The sequence below is a fragment of the Ruegeria lacuscaerulensis genome (assembly GCF_013034685.1).
Lineage (GTDB): Bacteria > Pseudomonadota > Alphaproteobacteria > Rhodobacterales > Rhodobacteraceae > Ruegeria > Ruegeria lacuscaerulensis_B.
On record NZ_WQGO01000013.1, the window covers coordinates 20289 to 38928 of the forward strand.

Consider the following 18640-nt stretch of genomic DNA (forward strand, 5'->3'; position numbering starts at 1 on the left):
TTTCACCCAACCTCTCCCAACGCAAAACATGGCAGACCCGATATGAACATGCATTCCGATACCGCCCTGCGAGATGAGGCCACCAGCCTGTTCTCGGACTACGCAAAATCCGAATATGACGTGATCCGCCTGCGCGCAATTCAGGCCCTGAGTGCCATTGGCGCCGCCAACAGCCCGGCCTTGGTCGAGGCGCTTTTGGACGATGACGAAGACGTCCGCCAGGACGCAGCCCAGGCACTGGGCGCGCTGGGCGTTCAGGACGCAGCACCGCAACTGCTGGAAAACCTGATCCACGATCCCTGTGGCGAGGTCAAACTGGCCTGCGTCACCGCTCTGGCCGAGTTGAAATCCGTAGACGCCGCGCCTTACCTACGCACCCTTGTCGCCGGGCGCGGCGAGGAGATCACATGGGACGAGGACGAGCTGCACCAGGACGAATGGGACGATTGGCTGGACACCCAGATCGCCTCGATCAAAGCGTTGGGCCGGATGGGCGATGTGGCGGCGATCGAACCCATCGTCATGGCCCTGATGGACGAAGACGGGCAGGAACTGGGCGATGTGGCCTGCGAGGCGCTGGGCCGGATTGGTGAGGCTTCCGTGCCGACGCTGGGTGTGTTCACCCAATCCTCGAACCGCCGCCTGCGCCACCGTGCCCTGCGCACTCTGGCCACCATCGGCGGGGCCGAAGCCGAAGCGATCCTACGCAAAGCCACCAACGACAAGGACGGGGCCGTGCGTCTGATCGCCTATGAGGCGCTGATGCCAAACGACCCGGAGCTGGTCGAACAGGCCTTGACGGATGCGGTCGAAGATATCCGCATAGCAGCGCTGAACCAGTCTGGCTTTTCGGAACCCGAACTGCTGGATCGCATGATGCGTGATCCTGGTGCCAAGGTGCAGCTGGCGCTGCTCGACCGGCTGGATCGCACCTCGCCGATTCCCGATCAGGACGATCTGCGCTGGCAGGTGCTGGATTTCCTTGCCACCGGTCAACAGCCCGAAGTGTCCGCACAGGCACTGGGCCTGCTGGCGGCGCTGGCCCCGGAACTGGTGGCGGATCGGCTGAACGCGCTGTTCTTGGTCGAGGCTGATGACCTCAAGGCCGAGCGCCTGCAATGGGCCATTGTCGATGCGCTGGCGACCTCGCCTCTGCGTGAGGCGGCGGAATGGCTGCAACGTGCGTGCCGGTCTCCGTTCCGGTCGGTGCGGCTCAAGGCGGTGGCATCGCTGGCGATGATCGTCACGGATGCCGATCGTCCACATGTGAACCAGCAGCAAGGGCGCGAGTTGCTGCTGTCCTTTGCTCTGGCCCCGATGCCTGTGGCCGCAGACGAGAAACCCGCAGAGACCCCGCAAACCGACATCGCCGCGCTGGAAGTGGCCGGTCTGGACGTCTCCGAAGGCGGTGAGAACGGCCCGACCTCAAGCCTTGGAGCGATTCTGGGGCATGACGCGATTGCCGCCGAGATGACTCAGGAAGCGCAAGAGGATGAGGTCCAACCCCTCACCCCCCGCGAACAGGCGCTGCTGGCAAAGGCGACCCGCCACCCCAAACGCCGCCGCGTGGCGCTGGACGACGACGCGGATGCGTTGCAGCGCGAAACCCGCATGTCCGCCATCCGCCTGCTGGGCGAGGTCAAAGGGATGCAGGTCATGCTGGCCCAGATCGCCCAAGACCCGGAAACCGAGATCGCGCAGCAGGCGTTTGCCGCGCTGGGCGTGGCCGTCGCTCGCCATGGTGCGGAATTGAATCAAGACCAGCTGGTCGATTTGATCACCAAGGGGTTGTCGCACACGGATTCCGCCCTGTCCCTGCAGGCGCTGAAGCTGCTGCAACAGGCTGATCTGCCACCGCAGGATAGCTTGCGCGGCAAACTGCGTGCGATGGTGAAAACCGGCGATACTGCTTTCCGCATCGACGCGATGCATATCCTGACCCGATGGGATGGCACCCCAGACGTGGCGCGCAGCATGCTGGATGATATCTCGGCCCCCGTGCGGCAGGCGGCCATGCGGCTCTTGTCGGAAACCGCGCCCGATCAGGCGGGGGCGGCCATCGTGCCCTTCCTGTTGGCCAACCCCGAGCAGCGGATTGTGACCTATGTCAAGGACAGCACCCCTGCGATCGTATCCATTGGCCGCGAACTGCTGGCCGAGCTGCGCGACGAAGACCGCCGCGCGCAATGGCCGGTGATGATCAGCGCGCTGGCTGACCTGCTGGGAGAACCCTCACAGGCGGCCTGAAAGGCCCGGAGGGACAGATGACATCATCGCTGAAACTAGGTGCAGCGATATTGGCAGGCGCACTGGCTGTTGCGTCTGTTTGGGCCGAGGATATCCCCGAAATCGCTGTGGTCCACCAGATCATCGACCCTAGTGCCGATACCCCGGCCCATGCGTTTAGGTTTGAACCCAAGCTGCTGCATGTCCAAGCGGGCGCGACGGTGCGGTTCAAAGGATCGACAGGGCGTCACACGGTCACGTCAATCCTTCGCATGATCCCTGTGGGTGCCCGCGCGTTCGAGATCCGGGGAAAACCCGAATTGGACCTGACCCTCGACAAAGAAGGCGTCTACGGCATCCGCTGCCGCGTGCATGGCCGTCACGGAATGGTCATGCTGCTGGTGGTCGGCGACCCCGACGCGAACCTTGAGGAGGCCAAGGCCCATCTGTCCGAGCTGGGCGAGGCCGAGCGAGCAGGTTTCGAAGAACTTTTTGCTGAAATGGAGGCTCAAAATGGCTGATGGATGCGCCTGCGACCGCCACGCCCATATGTACCTGACTGTTGAGGATGCGCTGCGGCGTGGTCTGTCGGTGGCCGATCCACTGACGGATACCGAAACCCTGCCGCTGATCGACGCTATTGGGCGCGTTCTGGCGCAAGATTGTACCAGCAAGGTGGATATGCCCGCCTTCGACAATTCGGCCATGGATGGCTACGCAGTGCGGATATGTGATCTGGGCAACGGCCCGTTGTTCGAGCTGCCGCTTGCTGGGCGAATCGCGGCAGGAGACAGCGGCGCGCACGACGCGCCTGCGGGCAGCGCCCTGCGGATATTCACTGGTGCGCCGGTTCCGCCGGATTTCGACGCCGTGGTGATGCAGGAAGATTGCGACGCTCTGATCGACGGTATCCGCTTTTCCCGCCGACCCAAGCCGGGCCAGCATATCCGCCGCGCGGGTGAAGACCTGAAAGCGGACGCGCCTATCCTGCGCCGCGGCTGTGAGATCACCGCGCGCGAGGTCGCCGCGCTGGCCTCGGCCGGATACGGAGAGGTTACGGTTTATCGCAAGCTGAAAGTCACAATCTTTTCCACCGGTAGCGAATTGAAACAACCCGGCGAGACGTTGGGACCGGGGCAGATTTACAATTCGAACCGCTATATGCTGCGGGCGCTGTTGGACAAACCTTGGATCGCATTGACTGACAAGGGCCCGGTCGAAGACAATCCTGCCAAGCTTGAACGAGTGCTGCGCGAGGCCTGCGACAGTGCCGATCTGATCATCACCACGGGTGGCGTCTCGGTCGGTGACGAAGATCACATGCCCCGTGTGTTCGGGGAAATCGGCGGTCAGGTCGATGTGATGAAAGTGGCTATGAAGCCGGGTAAACCGATCATGTTCGGGCGGCGCGGGAACGCGCTTTATGTGGGTCTGCCGGGTAATCCGGTTTCGGCTTATGTGACATGGCAGATCATCGGATCGCAAATGATGGCCCGCCGTGCCGGACTGCACCATGCCTCGCAAACACCCCAACAGGCCGTTCTGGCCGAACCGCTGCGCCGGCGTGCCGGACGTCAGGAATACCGCCCTGTCACCATCGAGGGCCGGACGCCCGACGGCACGCCACGCCTGCGGCTGATGGCGCCGTCCTACAGTGGCCGGGTGGCGCTGTTGGCGCAGGCGGATGGTCTGGCCGTGATCCCTGCCGAGACAGAGGAATTGTCGGAAGGGCATGGACTTACCTTCTTGAGGTTCTAGTTCCAATCGCCATATGCCGACGTTCTTCCACTGCTGGCTTGCATGTGGTGGAACGCTGTGACTAAAACATTGGCGCGCAAGCTCAACTCGCCTGCACCGGACTGGATATATGGTTCAAGAACATATCCTTGTGGTCGACGACGACCCGCAGATCAGGTCTTTCCTGCAACGCTACCTTGAGAAGCAGGGATGTCAGGTCACGTGCGCCGCGGATGGCGATGCGATGGATGCGGTTCTGACCAAGTCCAGCGTCGATCTGATCCTGCTGGATATCGGCCTGCCCGGACGCAACGGTTTTGACATCACGCGCGAGTTGCGGGTGAATTCCAACATCCCCATCATAGTCCTCTCGGGCCGGGATGAGATTTTCGACCGCGTGGTCGGGCTGGAATTCGGGGCCGACGACTATATCACCAAACCCTTCGAGGCGCGCGAGGTTCTGGCTCGTATCCGCACCGTTCTGCGCCGGGCAAAGCCCGACGAAAAACTCGCCAATGGCGCGGATGCGCCCTTGATCACGTTCGGGGATTGGGTGCTGAACGTGAACGAACGGACCTTGACCGCAGGCGGCGACGGCGCTGCGGCAGACCTGACGACAACCGAGTTCGACGTGCTGCACGCTTTTGTCTCGAACCCGCATATGGTGTTTTCCCGCGACCAGTTGCTGGACAAGGCGCGCGGACGTGAAACCATTGTCGGCGATCGCACCATTGACGTCCACGTCATGCGTCTGCGCAAAAAGATCGAACCCGATCCCGCTGCGCCGACCTATATCAAGACCGTGCACGGGATCGGCTATTGCTTTGCGGCGAATGTCCGCAAGACCAACGCTTAGGACAGGTCCTTGAACATGTAGGTCGTGGGCTCCAGCAAATCCTCGAACGGGTTGCGGCAATAGTTCGGAATTTCGCCCGCGATCTGAAAGCCGAGGCTTTGATACAAGACGCGCGAGGGATCTGAGCTGCGCGTGTCCAGAACCAGCATCGTCCGCCCGATCTGCGCGGCACGCTGCTCCAACGCGATCATCAACGCCCGACCCAGCCCACGCCGACGGGCGTCGGGATGTACCAGCAATTTGGCCACGTCCGCGCGATGAGGCTGGTTTGGCATCAAAGCAGGAGCCAGTTGTACCGTTCCCAGGATGCGCCCGTCCTGCCGCGCGACGAACAGGTCCAGTGTCTTCGCCGCAACGCCGGGCCAGACGTGGTCGTGCCAATAGGCTCGGGCCTGTTCGGGGGGGAAGGGTAAGACAAAGCCGACGCTGGCCCCGTCCTGCACACAGGCGTGCAGAATGTCCGTCAGGTCATCGAGCGCGTTTTCCAGGTCCGGTTCTGTCAGTTGGGCAATCATATCAGCACCAATAGGTATCTTGCACCGCGCTCGCTTGGCGTTTCAAACCGGGTGGGGCCGGACAAGTGATAGCGCAGGCAGTCCCCGCCCGTCAGGTCGTGTGCGACGTCCTCGACGGTCAGGGTCAAGGCGCCGTCCAACATGATCAGGTGGTGCTCCTGCCCTGGTTTCGGCGGCGCGTCATAGCTGATCACCGTCGCGGGTGGCAGGTGGCCCTCAAGGACTTCACCGCTCAGCCCATTGGCGGGGGGTGAGACCGAGCGGCGGGTAAATCCGGTCTCGAGGTCGTGCCATTCCGGTTGCCGTTCAAAAGGTACACGCGGGGCAAAACTGTCTTCGACCATCATCAACAGTCGGGACATCGGTAAGCTGTAAGCAGCGCATAGCCGACCAAGCGTTTCGGCCGTCGGGCTGACGTCTCCTTTTTCCATTCGCGACAGGGTGGCGCGGCTGATACCGCTGTGATCTGCCAACTGATCCAGTGACCAACCCCGCGTGCGGCGCAGTTCATTCAGACGGTTGGCTAGTCGATTCGAGAGGTTATCCAGCATGTTTCAAATATGAGAATCATTTCCGTTTGTGAGATATTCGTTTTAAAATAATGTGATGTAAATAGAAAAGAGCGCGGAAAACCGCGCTCTTCCCTCACTCGCCGGATTGAAGGATTATTTCCAGCCAACCTCGTTGAAGATCTTCTGTGCCTCGGGGATGTTCTTGGCGACCTCGGACAGGTTCACTTCGTCCGCTTTGAACTCGCCCAGCGAAGCGACGTTGTCGGCCAGCGCCACGCCTTCGACGGCGGGGAATTCATCATTGCCGTTCGAGAAATAGACCTGCGCCTGTTCGCTGGCGAGGTATTCCAGGAATTTCACCGCGTTCTCTTTGTTTGGGGCATGGGCAGCAACACCTGCACCCGACAGGTTCATGTGGGCACCTTCCGCGTCTTGCGCGGGGAACTGAATACCGATCATGTCGATATCTGCGCTCAGGCCCTTCACGTCCTTACGCAGCGCGCGGGCAAAGTAGTACGAGTTCGAAACGGCAATCTCGCATTCACCCGAAACGATCCCGCGCAGCTGGTCGGTATCGCCGCCCTGCGGGTCACGCGCCATGTTGGCGACAACGCCTTCGGCCCAGGTCTTGGCTGCCTCGGCACCATGGTTGGTGATGATTGAGGCCAGCAAAGTCTGGTTATAGGTGTTGCTGGACGACCGGATGCAGATCAGACTTTTGTATTCGGGTTTGGCCAGATCCAGATAGCTGGCGGGCGGGGTTGCCACGTCGGCCTTATCAAAAAAAATGATCCGCGCGCGCTGCGAGAAACCGTACCACTGATTGTCTTCGTCTTGCAGGTTGGCCGGGATGCGATCTTCCAGAACCGCGCTGTCGATGGCTTGCAGGATGCCTGCATTCTTGGCGCGCGCTAGACGCGAAGTGTCAACGGTCAGCAGGATATCGGCGGGAGAGTTCGCGCCTTCCGCTTCCATACGTGCAATCAATTCGTCGGCCTTGCCTTCGATGCGGTTGATGGTGATGCCTGTGGCCTCTTCAAAATCGGAATAGAGGCGTTCGTCCGTGTCGTAGTGGCGCGAAGAATAAAGGTTCAGCTCTCCCTCGGCAGCAGCAGAGGTGGCAATCAGGGCCGTCAGCGCGACGGCGATACAGGTAGAGGATTTCAGCATCATATGTCCCAACTTTGAATGTCGTGGCGGGTGATAACCCGACTGATTTGGTCAATTAAACGATTCTGACTGGGATGCAAGGAATTCCGACAAAATTAGTTGGTCAAATGGTCGCTGGCAAAGTGCGGCCTGATTCTGATTATTGAGTGTAGTGTTTCGGGCGGGGGCCGGTTTCTATTTCCACAACCCTTTAGATGGATCGCGAGCGCGGAAGGGTAGCTGCCAGAATGATTGCCCAACCGAGGATACCCTGGCCATGCGAGCTGAGGGTGCTCTGATACGAGAAGAGCAGCATCTGCAGCGGTTTAACCGGGTCTCGTAGTGGCCAGATGACCCATTGAAGGGGCAAGTCCGGAATGATCATGCGGTAATACATGTAGTAGATTTGCGGCGAAACCCACACGAACAGCCAAAAGAGGATCATAGCCCCGGACATCCTTGCCCAAAAAGGAAATCGATACAAACCACGCCGGGTCAGATACACCATCAGGACAAACAGAATGAGGCTGAGCAACGCAAGCCCCACCTGTCCCCTTGTCGATAAATCAAAGAAGGAATCCTGACTATACACGTCTACCCTCGGTGACTTGGGCAAAAAGAAATCCGCCCACATGTGCAGGCGGATCTCGAAAAAAAGCGTGTACGTGGCTTAGCTGAGCGGTGCAACTGCCAGAATCACAGTGAACTTTTCGCAGTAGATGTAAAGTTCGTTGTATTTCGAAACGTCGATTCCAGCCGGGATCTTGAACGATGCTTCGCCCTTTTTCACGGTCAGTTTGTCGTGGATCTTCGAACCCTTTGCGTATTTCTCACCATTGCCGAAGCCGATCTTGATATCCGGCGGGTTCTTGTTGGGGTCGAACACATAGTCGCTCTTGAGGGTGACGGTGTCGCCGGATACGGAAACTGTTCCCTTCACCTTATAGCCGCTGCGACCGGAGAGGCTGCCGGTGCGTTCCTTATCCCCGGCGAATGCAGACGGCGTTCCCAGTGCGACTGCGGTAGCGGAAGCCAGCCCCAGTTTCACGAATTGGCGGCGTTTGATTGTCATGGCGAATTTCCTATCTCGTTCAACGACTGCAAGATGCTGCGCAGACTAAGTGGGCGCTGCCAATTCACATCGCGTCGAGGGAATGTGAGCATCTGAAACAAAAACACCCCAATACATCAATAGAACGGCCCGCGGGGTGTGAGAGAACCCGCGAAAAATATAGCTGTATCAAAGGGGTCGCAGAGATGCGGTGTCGCGGCGTTTGGTGTTTCAGCACGCGCGGACGGGAATTGAGCAAAATCACCAATTTCCGAGTTTTCACGCGTCAACAAAAAAACCGCACCCAAAGGCGCGGTTTTTTCAAATCGGTTCGTGCCGTTCTTAGCCCTGGCGAGCTTTGAACTTGCGCTGCGTCTTGTTGATCACGTAGACGCGGCCTTTGCGACGCACAACCCGGCAATCGCGGTGCCGGTTCTTGAGCGAGCGGAGCGAGTTCTTGACCTTCATGGGTCTGTCTCCAATCTGCGGCGCCTTCATCAAGGACGTGGCCAGCGCCTGGGTTAGCGGGTGTCCCGGAAAACCGGAACAGTGAAATCATGGTGGGCGGTACAAGGATCGAACTTGTGACCCCTTCGATGTCAACGAAGTGCTCTACCGCTGAGCTAACCGCCCACTTTCCCTTTGCGTGCCCTGCCCCATAACGAAATGGGGCGCGGATCCCCGCGCCGGTAGCGGGGTCTATAAAAGGAGTCGCAAAGGGGTTCAAGGGGTTTGGTTGAACTATTTTCCAGTCTATGTTCAGTCCGAACAAGGAGTCACCATGCAGAACGCCGCCTATGTACTGGATATGCCCGCCAAGCGCACGTCTTGTGTGGTGTTTTCGTCTCCGCATAGCGGGCGGAACTATCCCGAAAGCTTGCTGAAACGCACGGTTTTGAACCGAAATGCGATTCGGTCCTCGGAAGATGCGTTTGTCGATCAGCTGTTCTCGCCTGTTGCAGATTTCGGGGCACCGCTGATATCGGCCACGAAACCAAGGGCGTATCTGGACCTCAACCGCAGTTCAGAGGAACTGGATCCTGCGCTGATCCAAGGTGCGCGGCGGCAAGGGCACAATCCGCGTGTTGCCTCGGGCCTGGGCGTGATTCCCCGCGTAGTGGCAAATGGGCGCGCGATTTACCGTGGCAAGCTGACGATGGACGAGGCGCGGCTGCGGATCGACACGTGCTGGCGTCCCTATCACGCCCGCCTGAAATCACTTTTGGCCGAATCGCATGCCAAGTTCGGGCAGGCGGTTTTGATTGATTGCCACTCGATGCCGCACGAGGCGGTTGCCATGGCCAGTGGCCCCAAAGCCAAACGGCCGCAAGTTGTGCTCGGCGACCGGTTTGGTGCGTCAGCCTCAACCGAGGTGGTTGACCGGATCGAAGCGGCCTTTGTCGCCGCCGGCCTGACGGTCGTGCGCAACGCTCCGTTTGCGGGGGCCTATGTGACCCAAACCTATGGACGCCCCGCGCGCAACCAACATGCGGTTCAGATCGAGATCGACCGAGCGCTATATATGGATGAAGACCGGATCGAACCTAACGGCAATTTCGCCGAGTTCCGCACACTGTTGCGGCAGGTCATCCGCGATGTCGTCCAGATCGGCGAAGAGCCCCTGCGTCTGGCGGCCGAATAGGATCAGCGCAGCGCCCGTCCTTTCACGATAGCGTCGGTCCCGAAGCGGCGGCGAATTTCGTCCGTGGCACGCTCGGCCTGTGATCTTTGGGCGGCACCAGGATCCAGCAGATCGCCCGAGATATCGGCCTGATGTTCCGGGCACAAATCCGACAGACCACAGCCCAGTAACCGGTATGGCCCCTGATCCCCAACTTGATCGAATAGCGCGCGCGCCGTGCGATATATACGATCAGCAATCTGGGTCGGGTCCCGCAGGGATACCCGTCGCGTGATGATCTTGTGGTTGGCTCGTTTCAGTTTAAGAGTCACGACCCGCCCGGCCAGCCCTTTGGCCTTGGCCCTGTCGGCGACCTTTTCCGACACGCGCCATAGGTGCCCGTCCAGAATGTCGAGGCTGGCGGTGTCTTCGAAAAAGGTCGTCTCATTGCTGATGGATTTCATCGGTTCATGGGCCGAAACGCGGCGTTTGTCCTGACCGCGGGCCAGATGCCACAGCCGATAGCCCATCGCTCCAAATCTGGCTGTCAACGCCTCCTGATCCCAGCGCAACAGGTCCGAGAAACTGCGGATGCCGGCACGGTCCAGCGATTCCTGCGCGGCGGGGCCGATACCCCAGATCAGGCGCACTGGTTTGTCATGCAGAAACTCTGCGGTCTCAGCCCGGCCAATCACTGAAAACCCGCGTGGCTTGTCCAGATCCGAGGCTACCTTGGCCAGAAACTTGTTGTGCGAAAGCCCGATTGACCCGGTCACGCCCAGCTCGTCTTTCATGCGCTTGACCAAACGCGCCAGCATCACCGCCGGTGGCGCACCGTGCAGGCGCTCGGTGCCAGAGAGGTCCATGAAGGCCTCGTCCAGCGATAGCGGTTCAACGATAGGCGTCAGCTCATCCATCATCTTGCGGATCTCGCGCGAAACCTCGGCGTAGACGGACATGCGTGGTTTGATCACCACCGCATCAGGGCAGAGTTGCAACGCCTTGAACATGGGCATGGCCGAGCGCACACCGCGAATACGGGCCACATAGCACGCCGTGGACACAACCCCGCGCTTACCGCCACCGATGATGACCGGCTTATCGGCCAGTTCTGGGTTGTCCCGTTTTTCGACCGAGGCATAGAAGGCGTCGCAATCCATATGCGCAATTGTCAGGTCGAACAGCTCTGGATGCGACTTGATCCGCGGGCTGCCACACGCGGGGCAGCGCCTGTCATCGGTGACTGTGGTCAGGCAATCTCGGCAAAGACCGGGCATGGATGTCTTCCCGCCTTCAAAGCGATCGGTTCATGAGCGCGACTATACCAACCCCACCGCCACGCAAAAGCCCAAGGCCGGAATCCAGGTGCGATCTGGTGGAAAAGAAGACCCCCCGCGCGTTGCGGGGGGAGGTGACGGACCTCAGGAAGAGACGGTCCGCGGGGAGTATCACGAGACCAGATTCGCTGAAAAACAGAGGTTTCGATAGGATCGAGTTCACACAAGGAAAACAGGCAGTTTTCATGTGTGTTTTCGGGCACAGGGACGATTTGGCGCGGTTTTCATTAAAAGTGACGTTAGGTCAACTGCTTGGCAGCCAGAAACCGGTGTTTTTGGCGGTTTCTAACGTCCGCGTTTAGTGCCGTGTCAAGGAATTTAACTCGGCAAGAACCGCTTGGGCGGCGGCTTTCGGGTCCTCTGCCTGATAGATCGGGCGGCCCACAACGATGTGGTCTGCGCCATCTGCAATAGCACTGGCTGGGGTGGCAACGCGTTTCTGATCGCCAAGCGCAGCCCCTGCCGGGCGCACGCCGGGGGTGACGATCAATCGACCTTCGGCCTGGGGCAGGGCGCGGATCAGCGCAGCCTCTTGCGGACTGGCGATGACGCCATCAGCGCCGGCCTCAAGCGCCTTGGCTGCGCGTTCCACCACCAGCTCCTGCACATCGCCCGGCTTCAGCAAACTGGCGTCCAGATCTTCGCGGTTCAGCGAGGTCAGGATGGTTACAGCCAGGATCTTTAGATCCTTGCCCGAGGCGCCCTCTTTCGCGGCGCGCACCACGTGGGGATCGCCATGAACTGTGAGGAAATCCAGATCGAACTGCGCCAGTCCACGCACCGCGTTTTCGACCGTGTTGCCGATGTCGAACAGCTTCATGTCCAAAAAGATGCGCTTGCCGTGATCCTGCTTCAGCTCATTGGCCAGCGCCAACCCGCCGCCCGTTAGCATGCCAAGCCCGATCTTATAGAAGGAAACGCTGTCTCCCAGCCGCTCGGCCATAGCCAGACCTTGCAGGGCGTTCGGGACATCTAGGGCTACGATAAGGCGGTCGTCGGACATGAGGGCGCTCCGTTTTTTGGCAAACGTCTGCGTCCTAGCGGGTTTAGAGTTCTGTGTCCATGTGGGATGGGTAGGTGATTCAGATCACGGCAGCGCATTCAGGTTGTGCTATACTATTCGCACATTGAAGGAACGGATTTGCAAATGAAACAACTTGCGCCCACCGCGTTTGCTCTGGTGCTGGCAGGATGTCAGGACATGCCGCTGGAAACCGAAGCAGCCGATACAGTGGTCAAAACGCCCACCAACGAAAACCTACGTCTGGTGCGGGGGTATCGTTCGACCGATGACGATTGTCAGATCACCGGTGAGACGGCCTTTACCGTCGACTTTCTGGACGATGCGGCGGACTTGGTGTCTTGCCCCGAAGGCAGCAGTGCGGCTCAGTCTCTGGTCGACATGTACGGCGCGCGGCAGGTGGCGGAAACGGGGGGCTATGCGGTCTATTCCGTGCCGCGCAGATAGGGGTCGAATATGTGCGTCTCCCTCTTGAACCGGGACAGATATTTCCCAGATTGAATGTGAGGCCCAAAACCGACGCGTGCCGCCAGGCGGGCGCATCAAAACAGGGCGCTTGGAAAAGGAGAATAAAATGGACTTGAACAAGTTCACCGAGCGGGCACGGGGTTTCGTGCAAGCGGCGCAGTCTATTGCGATGCGGGAAGAGCATCAGCGTCTGACGCCCGAACATTTGCTGAAAGCATTGATGGATGACGATCAGGGGCTGGCCAGCAACCTGATCACGCGGGCCGGTGGTGCGCCCAGCCGTGTGGTGAATGCGCTGGACGCTTCGATGGCGCGCATTCCAAAGGTCAAAGGCGACACAGGTCAGGTCTATCTGGACGGCCAGACCGCAAAGGTTCTTGCCGAGGCCGAAAAGATTGCAACCAAGGCGGGCGACAGTTTTGTCCCTGTCGAACGCATTCTGATGGCGCTGTGCATGGTGAAATCCAAGGCTAAAGAGGCTTTGGAAGATGGTGCCGTGACCGCGCAGAAACTGAATGAGGCGATCAACGATATCCGCAAGGGGCGCACAGCCGATACCGCGTCGGCGGAAGAAGGCTATGACGCACTCAAGAAATATGCGCGCGATCTGACCGAGGCTGCGGCCGAAGGCAAGATCGATCCGATCATTGGGCGGGATGAGGAAATCCGCCGCTCGATGCAGGTTCTGTCGCGTCGAACCAAGAACAACCCGGTTCTGATCGGTGAGCCCGGCGTGGGTAAAACCGCGATCGCCGAGGGCATGGCCCTGCGCATCATTAACGGTGACGTGCCAGAATCGCTGAAGGACAAGAAGCTGCTTGCGCTCGACATGGGAGCGCTGATTGCCGGTGCGAAGTACCGTGGCGAGTTCGAAGAACGCCTCAAGGCCGTGCTGACCGAAGTGACCGAAGCGGCGGGTGAGATCATCTTGTTCATTGATGAGATGCACACGCTGGTCGGCGCTGGTAAATCCGACGGCGCGATGGATGCGGCGAACCTGATCAAGCCAGCGCTTGCGCGGGGTGAGCTGCATTGCATCGGCGCGACCACGCTGGATGAGTACCGCAAATACGTCGAAAAAGACGCGGCCCTTGCGCGCCGGTTCCAGCCCGTGATGGTACAGGAGCCGACGGTCGAGGATACGATCAGCATCCTGCGCGGCATCAAGGAAAAGTACGAGCTGCACCACGGCGTGCGCATTTCCGACTCGGCGTTGGTGTCGGCGGCGACGCTGTCGCATCGCTATATCACCGACCGTTTCCTGCCCGACAAAGCCATCGACCTTGTTGATGAGGCAGCGTCGCGTCTGCGGATGGAGGTGGATTCGAAGCCCGAAGAACTGGACCAGTTGGACCGCCAGATTCTGCAAATGCAGATCGAGGAAGAGGCGCTGAAGCTGGAAGATGACGCGGCCTCGAAGGATCGTCTGGAAACCTTGCAAAAGGACCTGGCCGATCTGCAAGAGCAGTCCGCCGAGATGACCGCCCAGTGGCAGGCCGAGCGTGATAAGCTCGCGGGTGCGCGTGATCTGAAAGAACAGCTCGACAAGGCCCGGGCTGATCTTGAGATTGCCAAGCGCGAAGGCAACCTCGCCAAGGCGGGTGAGTTGTCCTATGGCGTTATCCCCGAGCTTGAGAAAAAGCTGACCGACGCTGAGAACGCCGAAAGCAACGCGATGATGGCCGAAGAAACCGTGCGGCCCGCTCAGATCGCGTCTGTGGTCGAGCGTTGGACCGGTATCCCGACAGCCAAGATGCTGGAAGGCGAGCGCGAGAAACTGCTGCGGATGGAAGACGACCTGCATTCCCGCGTGATCGGTCAGGATGCCGCCGTCACCGCCGTCGCCAACGCCGTGCGCCGTGCGCGGGCTGGCCTGAATGACGAGAACCGCCCCTTGGGTTCGTTCCTGTTCCTCGGCCCGACTGGTGTGGGTAAGACCGAGCTGACCAAGGCCGTGGCGAACTTTCTGTTCGACGACGACAACGCGATGGTGCGCATCGACATGTCCGAGTTCATGGAGAAGCATGCGGTCGCCCGTCTGATCGGTGCCCCTCCGGGCTATGTAGGGTATGACGAAGGTGGCGTGCTGACCGAGGCCGTGCGGCGCAGGCCCTATCAGGTCGTGCTGTTTGACGAGGTCGAAAAGGCGCACCCGGATGTGTTCAACGTGCTGTTGCAGGTTCTGGACGATGGCGTTCTGACCGATGGTCAGGGCCGCACCGTGGACTTCAAGCAGACGCTGATCATCCTGACGTCGAACCTTGGGTCTCAGGCGCTCAGCCAGTTGCCCGAAGGCGCAGACAGCGCGCAGGCGCGGCGCGATGTGATGGATGCGGTCCGGGCCCATTTCCGGCCCGAATTCCTCAACCGTCTGGACGAGACGATCATCTTTGATCGGCTCAAGCGGGCCGATATGGATGGCATCGTCGATATCCAGATGGCGCGTTTGCAGAAACGTCTGACCGCCCGCAAGATCGAGCTGGCCTTGGACGATGGTGCCAAGCAATGGTTGGCCGATGAAGGCTATGACCCGGTCTTTGGCGCGCGTCCGCTGAAACGCGTGATCCAACGCGCGCTTCAGAACCCGCTGGCCGAGGCGTTGCTGGCCGGTGAAATCAAGGATGGTGAAACCGTCCCGGTCTCGGCAGGTTCGGATGGCCTGATCATCGGCGACCGCCTGGGCACCTCGGACCGCCCAAGGCCAAATGACGCGGTCGTGCACTGAGGCAAAAGGAAGAACCCGCCTTCACGGCGGGTTTTTCTGTTTCGTAGAGCTCTTTCCACTGGCAATCGTTTGACAGAACTTGTCAAACCATCGCAAAAATGCGCGCGGGTCCGCCGGTTCCGCCCGCATGTGTCGGCGCGCCGACGACGAGCGTTGCGCCAGAGGCCGGAATGCGGTCCAGCCCGGCGATATTTTCGATCCCGAAACGACCGGTGGATAACCACGCATAGTGCGTATCAAAGGTTGCCGAGGGGCCGTGGTCCAGTGACAGCGTGTCCGAGGCGATTGAGCGTGCACCAGTTTCCTCGATCAACATCTGTGCCGCCTCGACGTGGAAACCGGGATAGTGCTGTGCCTGCCCGTCAAACCCGCGATAGGCGTCGCTGTCGACCTTGGCGGCCCAGCCAGAATACAGGGCCACACAGGCCCCGTCCGGAATATCGCCGTGACTGGCCATCCATGCCTTTAGGTCATCGGGTGTCAGCAGCGTATCTGCGTCCTCAGCCGCGCGGGCGGCAATATCGACCACACATAGTGGGGCGATCAGGTCAGAGACCGGAATTTCATCCACCGACGCCCCATCCGCCGAGAAATGCAGTGGCGCATCGACATGGGTGCCGGTATGTTCGTTCACTGTGATCCGCTGAAGATTGAAGCCGTGTTCGCCGAAGTTGTAGATTTGTTCGGCGGAATAGCCCGGCTCTCCGAAATAGGTCGGGAAATCCGGGCTGATCGTGTGGGTCATATCCTCGACCTTGCCATGCCCTGAGGCCATAGCGGCGGGTGCGGTGACCCCTCCGGCGGCAACGGCCACACCCGACGCAGCGGCGGCCTTGAAGAAACTGCGCCGTGAAAGCATTCGGTCCTTGACCGCGTTCATTACACAGATGTCGCACATATTCGTCTTCTCCCTGTCCAGCGTTCGATCCGGGGGCTGATCATTCGAATTTTCAGCGTACCCGGCAAGCAGAGTGCAAGGCTGGGAAATGGCCTGTAAAGGCTTAATCTGTTAAATTTAAAATTCATATTATTGAATTAAAAGGATATTTTGGGAGAAACTGGTGGGCTGAAAACGAATAACCCGCCGATGAATGGCGGGTTATTGTGCGAACATCGACGTGTTCGGTTTTTAGATCATGCGTGATCAGGTGCCCGACGGAAGGGCGTTCAGATCCTGAGCGTTGCTTTCGTCCAGGCCAGTGTCGTCGCCGATTTCCTCGCAGGTTACGGGGAATGTTTCATTCGAATCGCAGCCGCTGATGGGATATGTTTCATTCTCAGCGCAGGCAGCGATGAACAGCACCAGCGACAAGCCCGCAAGCATTTTCGTTTTCATGTCTCGTCCTTTCCGATCGTATTCTCGTCGTTTCCCTTGGCGCCAACTGCGATGCCAGCCATATACGGCAGCCTACTCTGTCCCTTCGCGCCCTTAGAAAACTTACGCTTCCGGATTGGGCATTGGCTAGCGGGAATATCAACCTTGACGCTAGGTCTTATTGGTCAAAACGCGCGAATCTGTACCGTTATCTCTCAATATGAGTTTCCCGAGTGGCGGATACATTACAGCCTCTTCTCCCAATCGTGACGCATGTTGCCTTGGTCCTGTGCTATGAGCGCACTAATTGGACTCTATTACAGAACGATCACGGAGACGCAGATGGCGCATCGCTGGACCAATAATTTGACACGTGCAGACGTTACCCCTCGGGCGGCGTTTATGAACCGGAGGCAGGTGATGGCCGGGCTTGCAGGTGTCGGCTTGGCAGGGATGGCGCAGAAAGGTGCGGCCGAAGAGGCGGCCGAGGATCTGGTGCCCAACACCTGGGAAGAGATCACGTCTTACAACAACTATTATGAGTTCGGTACGCGCAAGGATGATCCTGCGAAATACGCCCATACGCTGGTCACAGAGCCTTGGAGCGTGCAGATCGATGGATTGGTCGACCGTCCCGGCGAATATGATTTCAAGGACATCATGTCTGAGATGACGGTCGAAGAACGCATCTATCGTTTTCGCTGCGTCGAGGCCTGGTCAATGGTGGTGCCCTGGAACGGGTTTGAGCTGGCCGATCTGCTGAACATGGCCGGAGTGCAGGAAGGAGCCAAGTTTGTTGCCTTCGAAACCGCATACCGTCCTGATGAGATGCCCGGCGTGCAATACCCGGTGCTCGATTGGCCTTATCGCGAAGGATTGCGGTTGGATGAGGCGATGCACCCGCTTACGATCATGGCGACAGGCATCTATGATCGTCCAATTCCGAACCAAAACGGCGCGCCCCTGCGTCTCGTCGTGCCGTGGAAATATGGCTTCAAGTCGATCAAGTCGATTGTTCGGATTACCCTGACGGACGTTGAGCCTCCGACAAGTTGGAACATGGCCAATCCGCGCGAATATGGCTTCTATAGTAATGTGAACCCGAATGTGGATCACCCGCGCTGGTCTCAGGCGTCGGAACGTACCATCGGGGGCGGGCTGTTCTCGAAACGTATTCCGACACTGATGTTCAACGGCTACGAGGCCGAAGTCGCCGGTCTTTACGAAGGCATGGATCTGTCGGAATACTATTAGGCGCATGCAGACCGTGAACCAGATACTCCGCCGAGTGCCTGTTTGGGCTGTCTACCTGCTGGGCCTGATCCCGGCACCGTGGCTGTTCTATCAGGGTTTGACCGGAGGGCTGGGTATTGACCCGATTGAGGCGCTGGAACATCGCTATGGCGAGTTGGCGTTACAGCTGTTGATTGTCGTGCTTGCGGTGTCCCCGTTGCGGCGGTTTTCGGGACTGAACCTGACGAAGTTCCGTCGCGCTTTGGGGGTGCTGACCTTCGTTTATGTTAGTCTGCATCTGTTGGTATGGTTGGTTTTGGATGTGCAACTGCCGAGCCAGATCTGGGCCGACATCCTCAAACGTCCCTATATCACGGTGGGCATGGCCGGATTTCTTCTGCTGCTGCCCCTGGCTGTGACTTCAAATAATCTGTCGGTGCGCCGTTTGGGTCCACGCTGGCGCGTTCTGCAACGTCTGGTCTATCCAGCTGCGATTTTGGGCGGGCTGCATTACGTGATGCTGGCGAAAGGGTTCCAGATCGAGCCACTGATCTATCTGAGCGTGATTCTGGGCCTTCTGGCCCTGCGTCTGCCGCTGTCGAACCCACTCAACCGATTCCGACAGGTCGATTCCGCCTGAGTCTGTGGGTAAGCCTGTGCAAAACCTGGGATGCACGTCGAAACGGTGGCCTGGGGTGTTCGTTTTGGGAAGGGAGTTTTCGGTAAGTTACTGTAAATACGTCGAAATTTTTTCAAACAGAGTTTTTTCCGATTTTTCCAGATTTTCTGCTTGCGGCTTTCCGGGGTAAACCTTAGAACCCCCTTCACCGGCGCTGCTGAGGCGGTGCTGGGGCGCTGGAGACGGTGCTGACGG

The 18640-nt window shown here is 59.2% G+C and carries 19 protein-coding genes and 1 tRNA gene; 9 read left to right on the plus strand and 11 right to left on the minus strand.

The features are described 5' to 3' along the window. Window positions 1-42 precede the first annotated feature (42 nt). The 4 genes from GOV80_RS20845 (at window position 43) to GOV80_RS20860 (ending at window position 4819) form a co-directional block, all read left to right on the plus strand. Window positions 43-2247 (plus strand): HEAT repeat domain-containing protein, encoded by a 2205-nt coding sequence (locus GOV80_RS20845; protein WP_170787468.1) that lies wholly within the window; start codon window positions 43-45, stop codon window positions 2245-2247. Between the two features lie 17 nt (window positions 2248-2264). Beyond that, complete coding sequence (locus tag GOV80_RS20850) at window positions 2265-2747, plus strand: plastocyanin/azurin family copper-binding protein (RefSeq protein WP_170787470.1); 483 nt, start codon at window positions 2265-2267, stop codon at window positions 2745-2747. Continuing rightward, a complete protein-coding gene (locus GOV80_RS20855) occupies window positions 2740-3984 on the plus strand; it encodes a molybdopterin molybdotransferase MoeA (protein WP_170787472.1) in 1245 nt (414 codons plus the stop codon). The genes GOV80_RS20850 and GOV80_RS20855 overlap by 8 nt, the downstream gene beginning before the upstream one ends. Before the next feature lie 109 nt (window positions 3985-4093). After that, window positions 4094-4819, plus strand: coding sequence for a response regulator (locus GOV80_RS20860; protein ID WP_170787474.1), 726 nt, complete (start codon window positions 4094-4096; stop codon window positions 4817-4819). Here the strand turns inward: GOV80_RS20860 and GOV80_RS20865 are convergent. The 7 genes from GOV80_RS20865 to GOV80_RS20895 all read right to left on the minus strand — a co-directional run bounded on the left by GOV80_RS20865 (window position 4816) and on the right by GOV80_RS20895 (window position 8679). Then, the gene (locus tag GOV80_RS20865; protein WP_170787475.1) at window positions 4816-5334 is read right to left on the minus strand and encodes a GNAT family N-acetyltransferase; all 519 of its coding nucleotides are present in this window, start codon (window positions 5332-5334) and stop codon (window positions 4816-4818) included. The genes GOV80_RS20860 and GOV80_RS20865 overlap by 4 nt on opposite strands. Further along, window positions 5331-5885 (minus strand): helix-turn-helix domain-containing protein, encoded by a 555-nt coding sequence (locus GOV80_RS20870; protein WP_170787478.1) that lies wholly within the window; start codon window positions 5883-5885, stop codon window positions 5331-5333. Before GOV80_RS20870 ends, GOV80_RS20865 begins: the two co-directional genes overlap by 4 nt. Window positions 5886-5999: 114 nt before the next feature. Further along, window positions 6000-7016, minus strand: coding sequence for an extracellular solute-binding protein (locus GOV80_RS20875; RefSeq protein ID WP_170775502.1), 1017 nt, complete (start codon window positions 7014-7016; stop codon window positions 6000-6002). Between the two features lie 190 nt (window positions 7017-7206). Further along, the gene (locus GOV80_RS20880; protein ID WP_170775504.1) at window positions 7207-7587 is read right to left on the minus strand and encodes a hypothetical protein; all 381 of its coding nucleotides are present in this window, start codon (window positions 7585-7587) and stop codon (window positions 7207-7209) included. Window positions 7588-7665: 78 nt separating this feature from the next. After that, complete coding sequence (locus GOV80_RS20885) at window positions 7666-8067, minus strand: DM13 domain-containing protein (RefSeq protein ID WP_170775506.1); 402 nt, start codon at window positions 8065-8067, stop codon at window positions 7666-7668. A 321-nt stretch (window positions 8068-8388) separates the two neighbouring features. Beyond that, window positions 8389-8514 carry a type B 50S ribosomal protein L36 gene (gene ykgO / locus GOV80_RS20890; protein WP_005648635.1) on the minus strand — a complete coding sequence of 42 codons (126 nt, stop codon included), beginning with the start codon at window positions 8512-8514 and terminating at the stop codon, window positions 8389-8391. 90 nt (window positions 8515-8604) lie between these two features. After that, window positions 8605-8679, minus strand: a tRNA-Val gene (locus tag GOV80_RS20895). Window positions 8680-8827: 148 nt separating this feature from the next. On the opposite strand from GOV80_RS20895, the gene GOV80_RS20900 reads away from it, so the two are divergent. Next, entirely contained in the window at window positions 8828-9688 is an 861-nt protein-coding gene (locus tag GOV80_RS20900) for an N-formylglutamate amidohydrolase (protein WP_170787480.1), read from the plus strand. Between the two features lie 2 nt (window positions 9689-9690). On the opposite strand, the gene GOV80_RS20905 is transcribed toward GOV80_RS20900, so the two are convergent. Together GOV80_RS20905 and pyrF are read right to left on the minus strand one after the other, a co-directional pair. After that, window positions 9691-10944 carry a DNA polymerase IV gene (locus GOV80_RS20905; RefSeq protein WP_170787482.1) on the minus strand — a complete coding sequence of 418 codons (1254 nt, stop codon included), beginning with the start codon at window positions 10942-10944 and terminating at the stop codon, window positions 9691-9693. 358 nt (window positions 10945-11302) lie between these two features. Then, window positions 11303-12007, minus strand: a complete 705-nt coding sequence (gene pyrF / locus GOV80_RS20910) for an orotidine-5'-phosphate decarboxylase (RefSeq protein WP_170787483.1) — start codon at window positions 12005-12007, stop codon at window positions 11303-11305. Window positions 12008-12151: 144 nt separating this feature from the next. Between pyrF and GOV80_RS20915 the strand changes: the two genes are divergently transcribed. Further along, window positions 12152-12472, plus strand: coding sequence for a hypothetical protein (locus GOV80_RS20915; protein WP_170787485.1), 321 nt, complete (start codon window positions 12152-12154; stop codon window positions 12470-12472). A gap of 127 nt (window positions 12473-12599) precedes the next feature. Further along, window positions 12600-15218, plus strand: a complete 2619-nt coding sequence (clpB, locus tag GOV80_RS20920) for an ATP-dependent chaperone ClpB (protein WP_170787487.1) — start codon at window positions 12600-12602, stop codon at window positions 15216-15218. An 82-nt stretch (window positions 15219-15300) separates the two neighbouring features. On the opposite strand, the gene GOV80_RS20925 is transcribed toward clpB, so the two are convergent. Together GOV80_RS20925 and GOV80_RS20930 are read right to left on the minus strand one after the other, a co-directional pair. Further along, the gene (locus GOV80_RS20925; RefSeq protein WP_170787489.1) at window positions 15301-16116 is read right to left on the minus strand and encodes a cyclase family protein; all 816 of its coding nucleotides are present in this window, start codon (window positions 16114-16116) and stop codon (window positions 15301-15303) included. Between the two features lie 246 nt (window positions 16117-16362). Continuing rightward, window positions 16363-16554 (minus strand): hypothetical protein, encoded by a 192-nt coding sequence (locus tag GOV80_RS20930; RefSeq protein ID WP_170775519.1) that lies wholly within the window; start codon window positions 16552-16554, stop codon window positions 16363-16365. 321 nt (window positions 16555-16875) lie between these two features. Between GOV80_RS20930 and msrP the strand changes: the two genes are divergently transcribed. Both msrP and msrQ read left to right on the plus strand, forming a co-directional pair. Further along, entirely contained in the window at window positions 16876-17787 is a 912-nt protein-coding gene (gene msrP, locus GOV80_RS20935) for a protein-methionine-sulfoxide reductase catalytic subunit MsrP (RefSeq protein WP_170787491.1), read from the plus strand. 4 nt (window positions 17788-17791) lie between these two features. Then, window positions 17792-18406, plus strand: coding sequence for a protein-methionine-sulfoxide reductase heme-binding subunit MsrQ (gene msrQ, locus GOV80_RS20940; RefSeq protein ID WP_170787493.1), 615 nt, complete (start codon window positions 17792-17794; stop codon window positions 18404-18406). Window positions 18407-18640: the final 234 nt, after the last annotated feature.

Bases quoted from the DNA above. Each gene is read 5' to 3' on its own strand.
- GOV80_RS20845 (WP_170787468.1), top strand. From the start codon at position 43: ATGAACATGCATTCCGATACCGCCCTGCGAGATGAGGCCACCAGCCTG.
- GOV80_RS20850 (WP_170787470.1), top strand. From the start codon at position 2,265: ATGACATCATCGCTGAAACTAGGTGCAGCGATATTGGCAGGCGCACTG.
- GOV80_RS20855 (WP_170787472.1), top strand. From the start codon at position 2,740: ATGGCTGATGGATGCGCCTGCGACCGCCACGCCCATATGTACCTGACT.
- GOV80_RS20860 (WP_170787474.1), top strand. From the start codon at position 4,094: ATGGTTCAAGAACATATCCTTGTGGTCGACGACGACCCGCAGATCAGG.
- GOV80_RS20865 (WP_170787475.1), bottom strand. From the start codon at position 5,334: ATGATTGCCCAACTGACAGAACCGGACCTGGAAAACGCGCTCGATGAC.
- GOV80_RS20870 (WP_170787478.1), bottom strand. From the start codon at position 5,885: ATGCTGGATAACCTCTCGAATCGACTAGCCAACCGTCTGAATGAACTG.
- GOV80_RS20875 (WP_170775502.1), bottom strand. From the start codon at position 7,016: ATGCTGAAATCCTCTACCTGTATCGCCGTCGCGCTGACGGCCCTGATT.
- GOV80_RS20885 (WP_170775506.1), bottom strand. From the start codon at position 8,067: ATGACAATCAAACGCCGCCAATTCGTGAAACTGGGGCTGGCTTCCGCT.
- ykgO (WP_005648635.1), bottom strand. From the start codon at position 8,514: ATGAAGGTCAAGAACTCGCTCCGCTCGCTCAAGAACCGGCACCGCGAT.
- GOV80_RS20900 (WP_170787480.1), top strand. From the start codon at position 8,828: ATGCAGAACGCCGCCTATGTACTGGATATGCCCGCCAAGCGCACGTCT.
- GOV80_RS20905 (WP_170787482.1), bottom strand. From the start codon at position 10,944: ATGCCCGGTCTTTGCCGAGATTGCCTGACCACAGTCACCGATGACAGG.
- pyrF (WP_170787483.1), bottom strand. From the start codon at position 12,007: ATGTCCGACGACCGCCTTATCGTAGCCCTAGATGTCCCGAACGCCCTG.
- GOV80_RS20915 (WP_170787485.1), top strand. From the start codon at position 12,152: ATGAAACAACTTGCGCCCACCGCGTTTGCTCTGGTGCTGGCAGGATGT.
- clpB (WP_170787487.1), top strand. From the start codon at position 12,600: ATGGACTTGAACAAGTTCACCGAGCGGGCACGGGGTTTCGTGCAAGCG.
- GOV80_RS20925 (WP_170787489.1), bottom strand. From the start codon at position 16,116: ATGTGCGACATCTGTGTAATGAACGCGGTCAAGGACCGAATGCTTTCA.
- GOV80_RS20930 (WP_170775519.1), bottom strand. From the start codon at position 16,554: ATGAAAACGAAAATGCTTGCGGGCTTGTCGCTGGTGCTGTTCATCGCT.
- msrP (WP_170787491.1), top strand. From the start codon at position 16,876: ATGGCGCATCGCTGGACCAATAATTTGACACGTGCAGACGTTACCCCT.
- msrQ (WP_170787493.1), top strand. From the start codon at position 17,792: ATGCAGACCGTGAACCAGATACTCCGCCGAGTGCCTGTTTGGGCTGTC.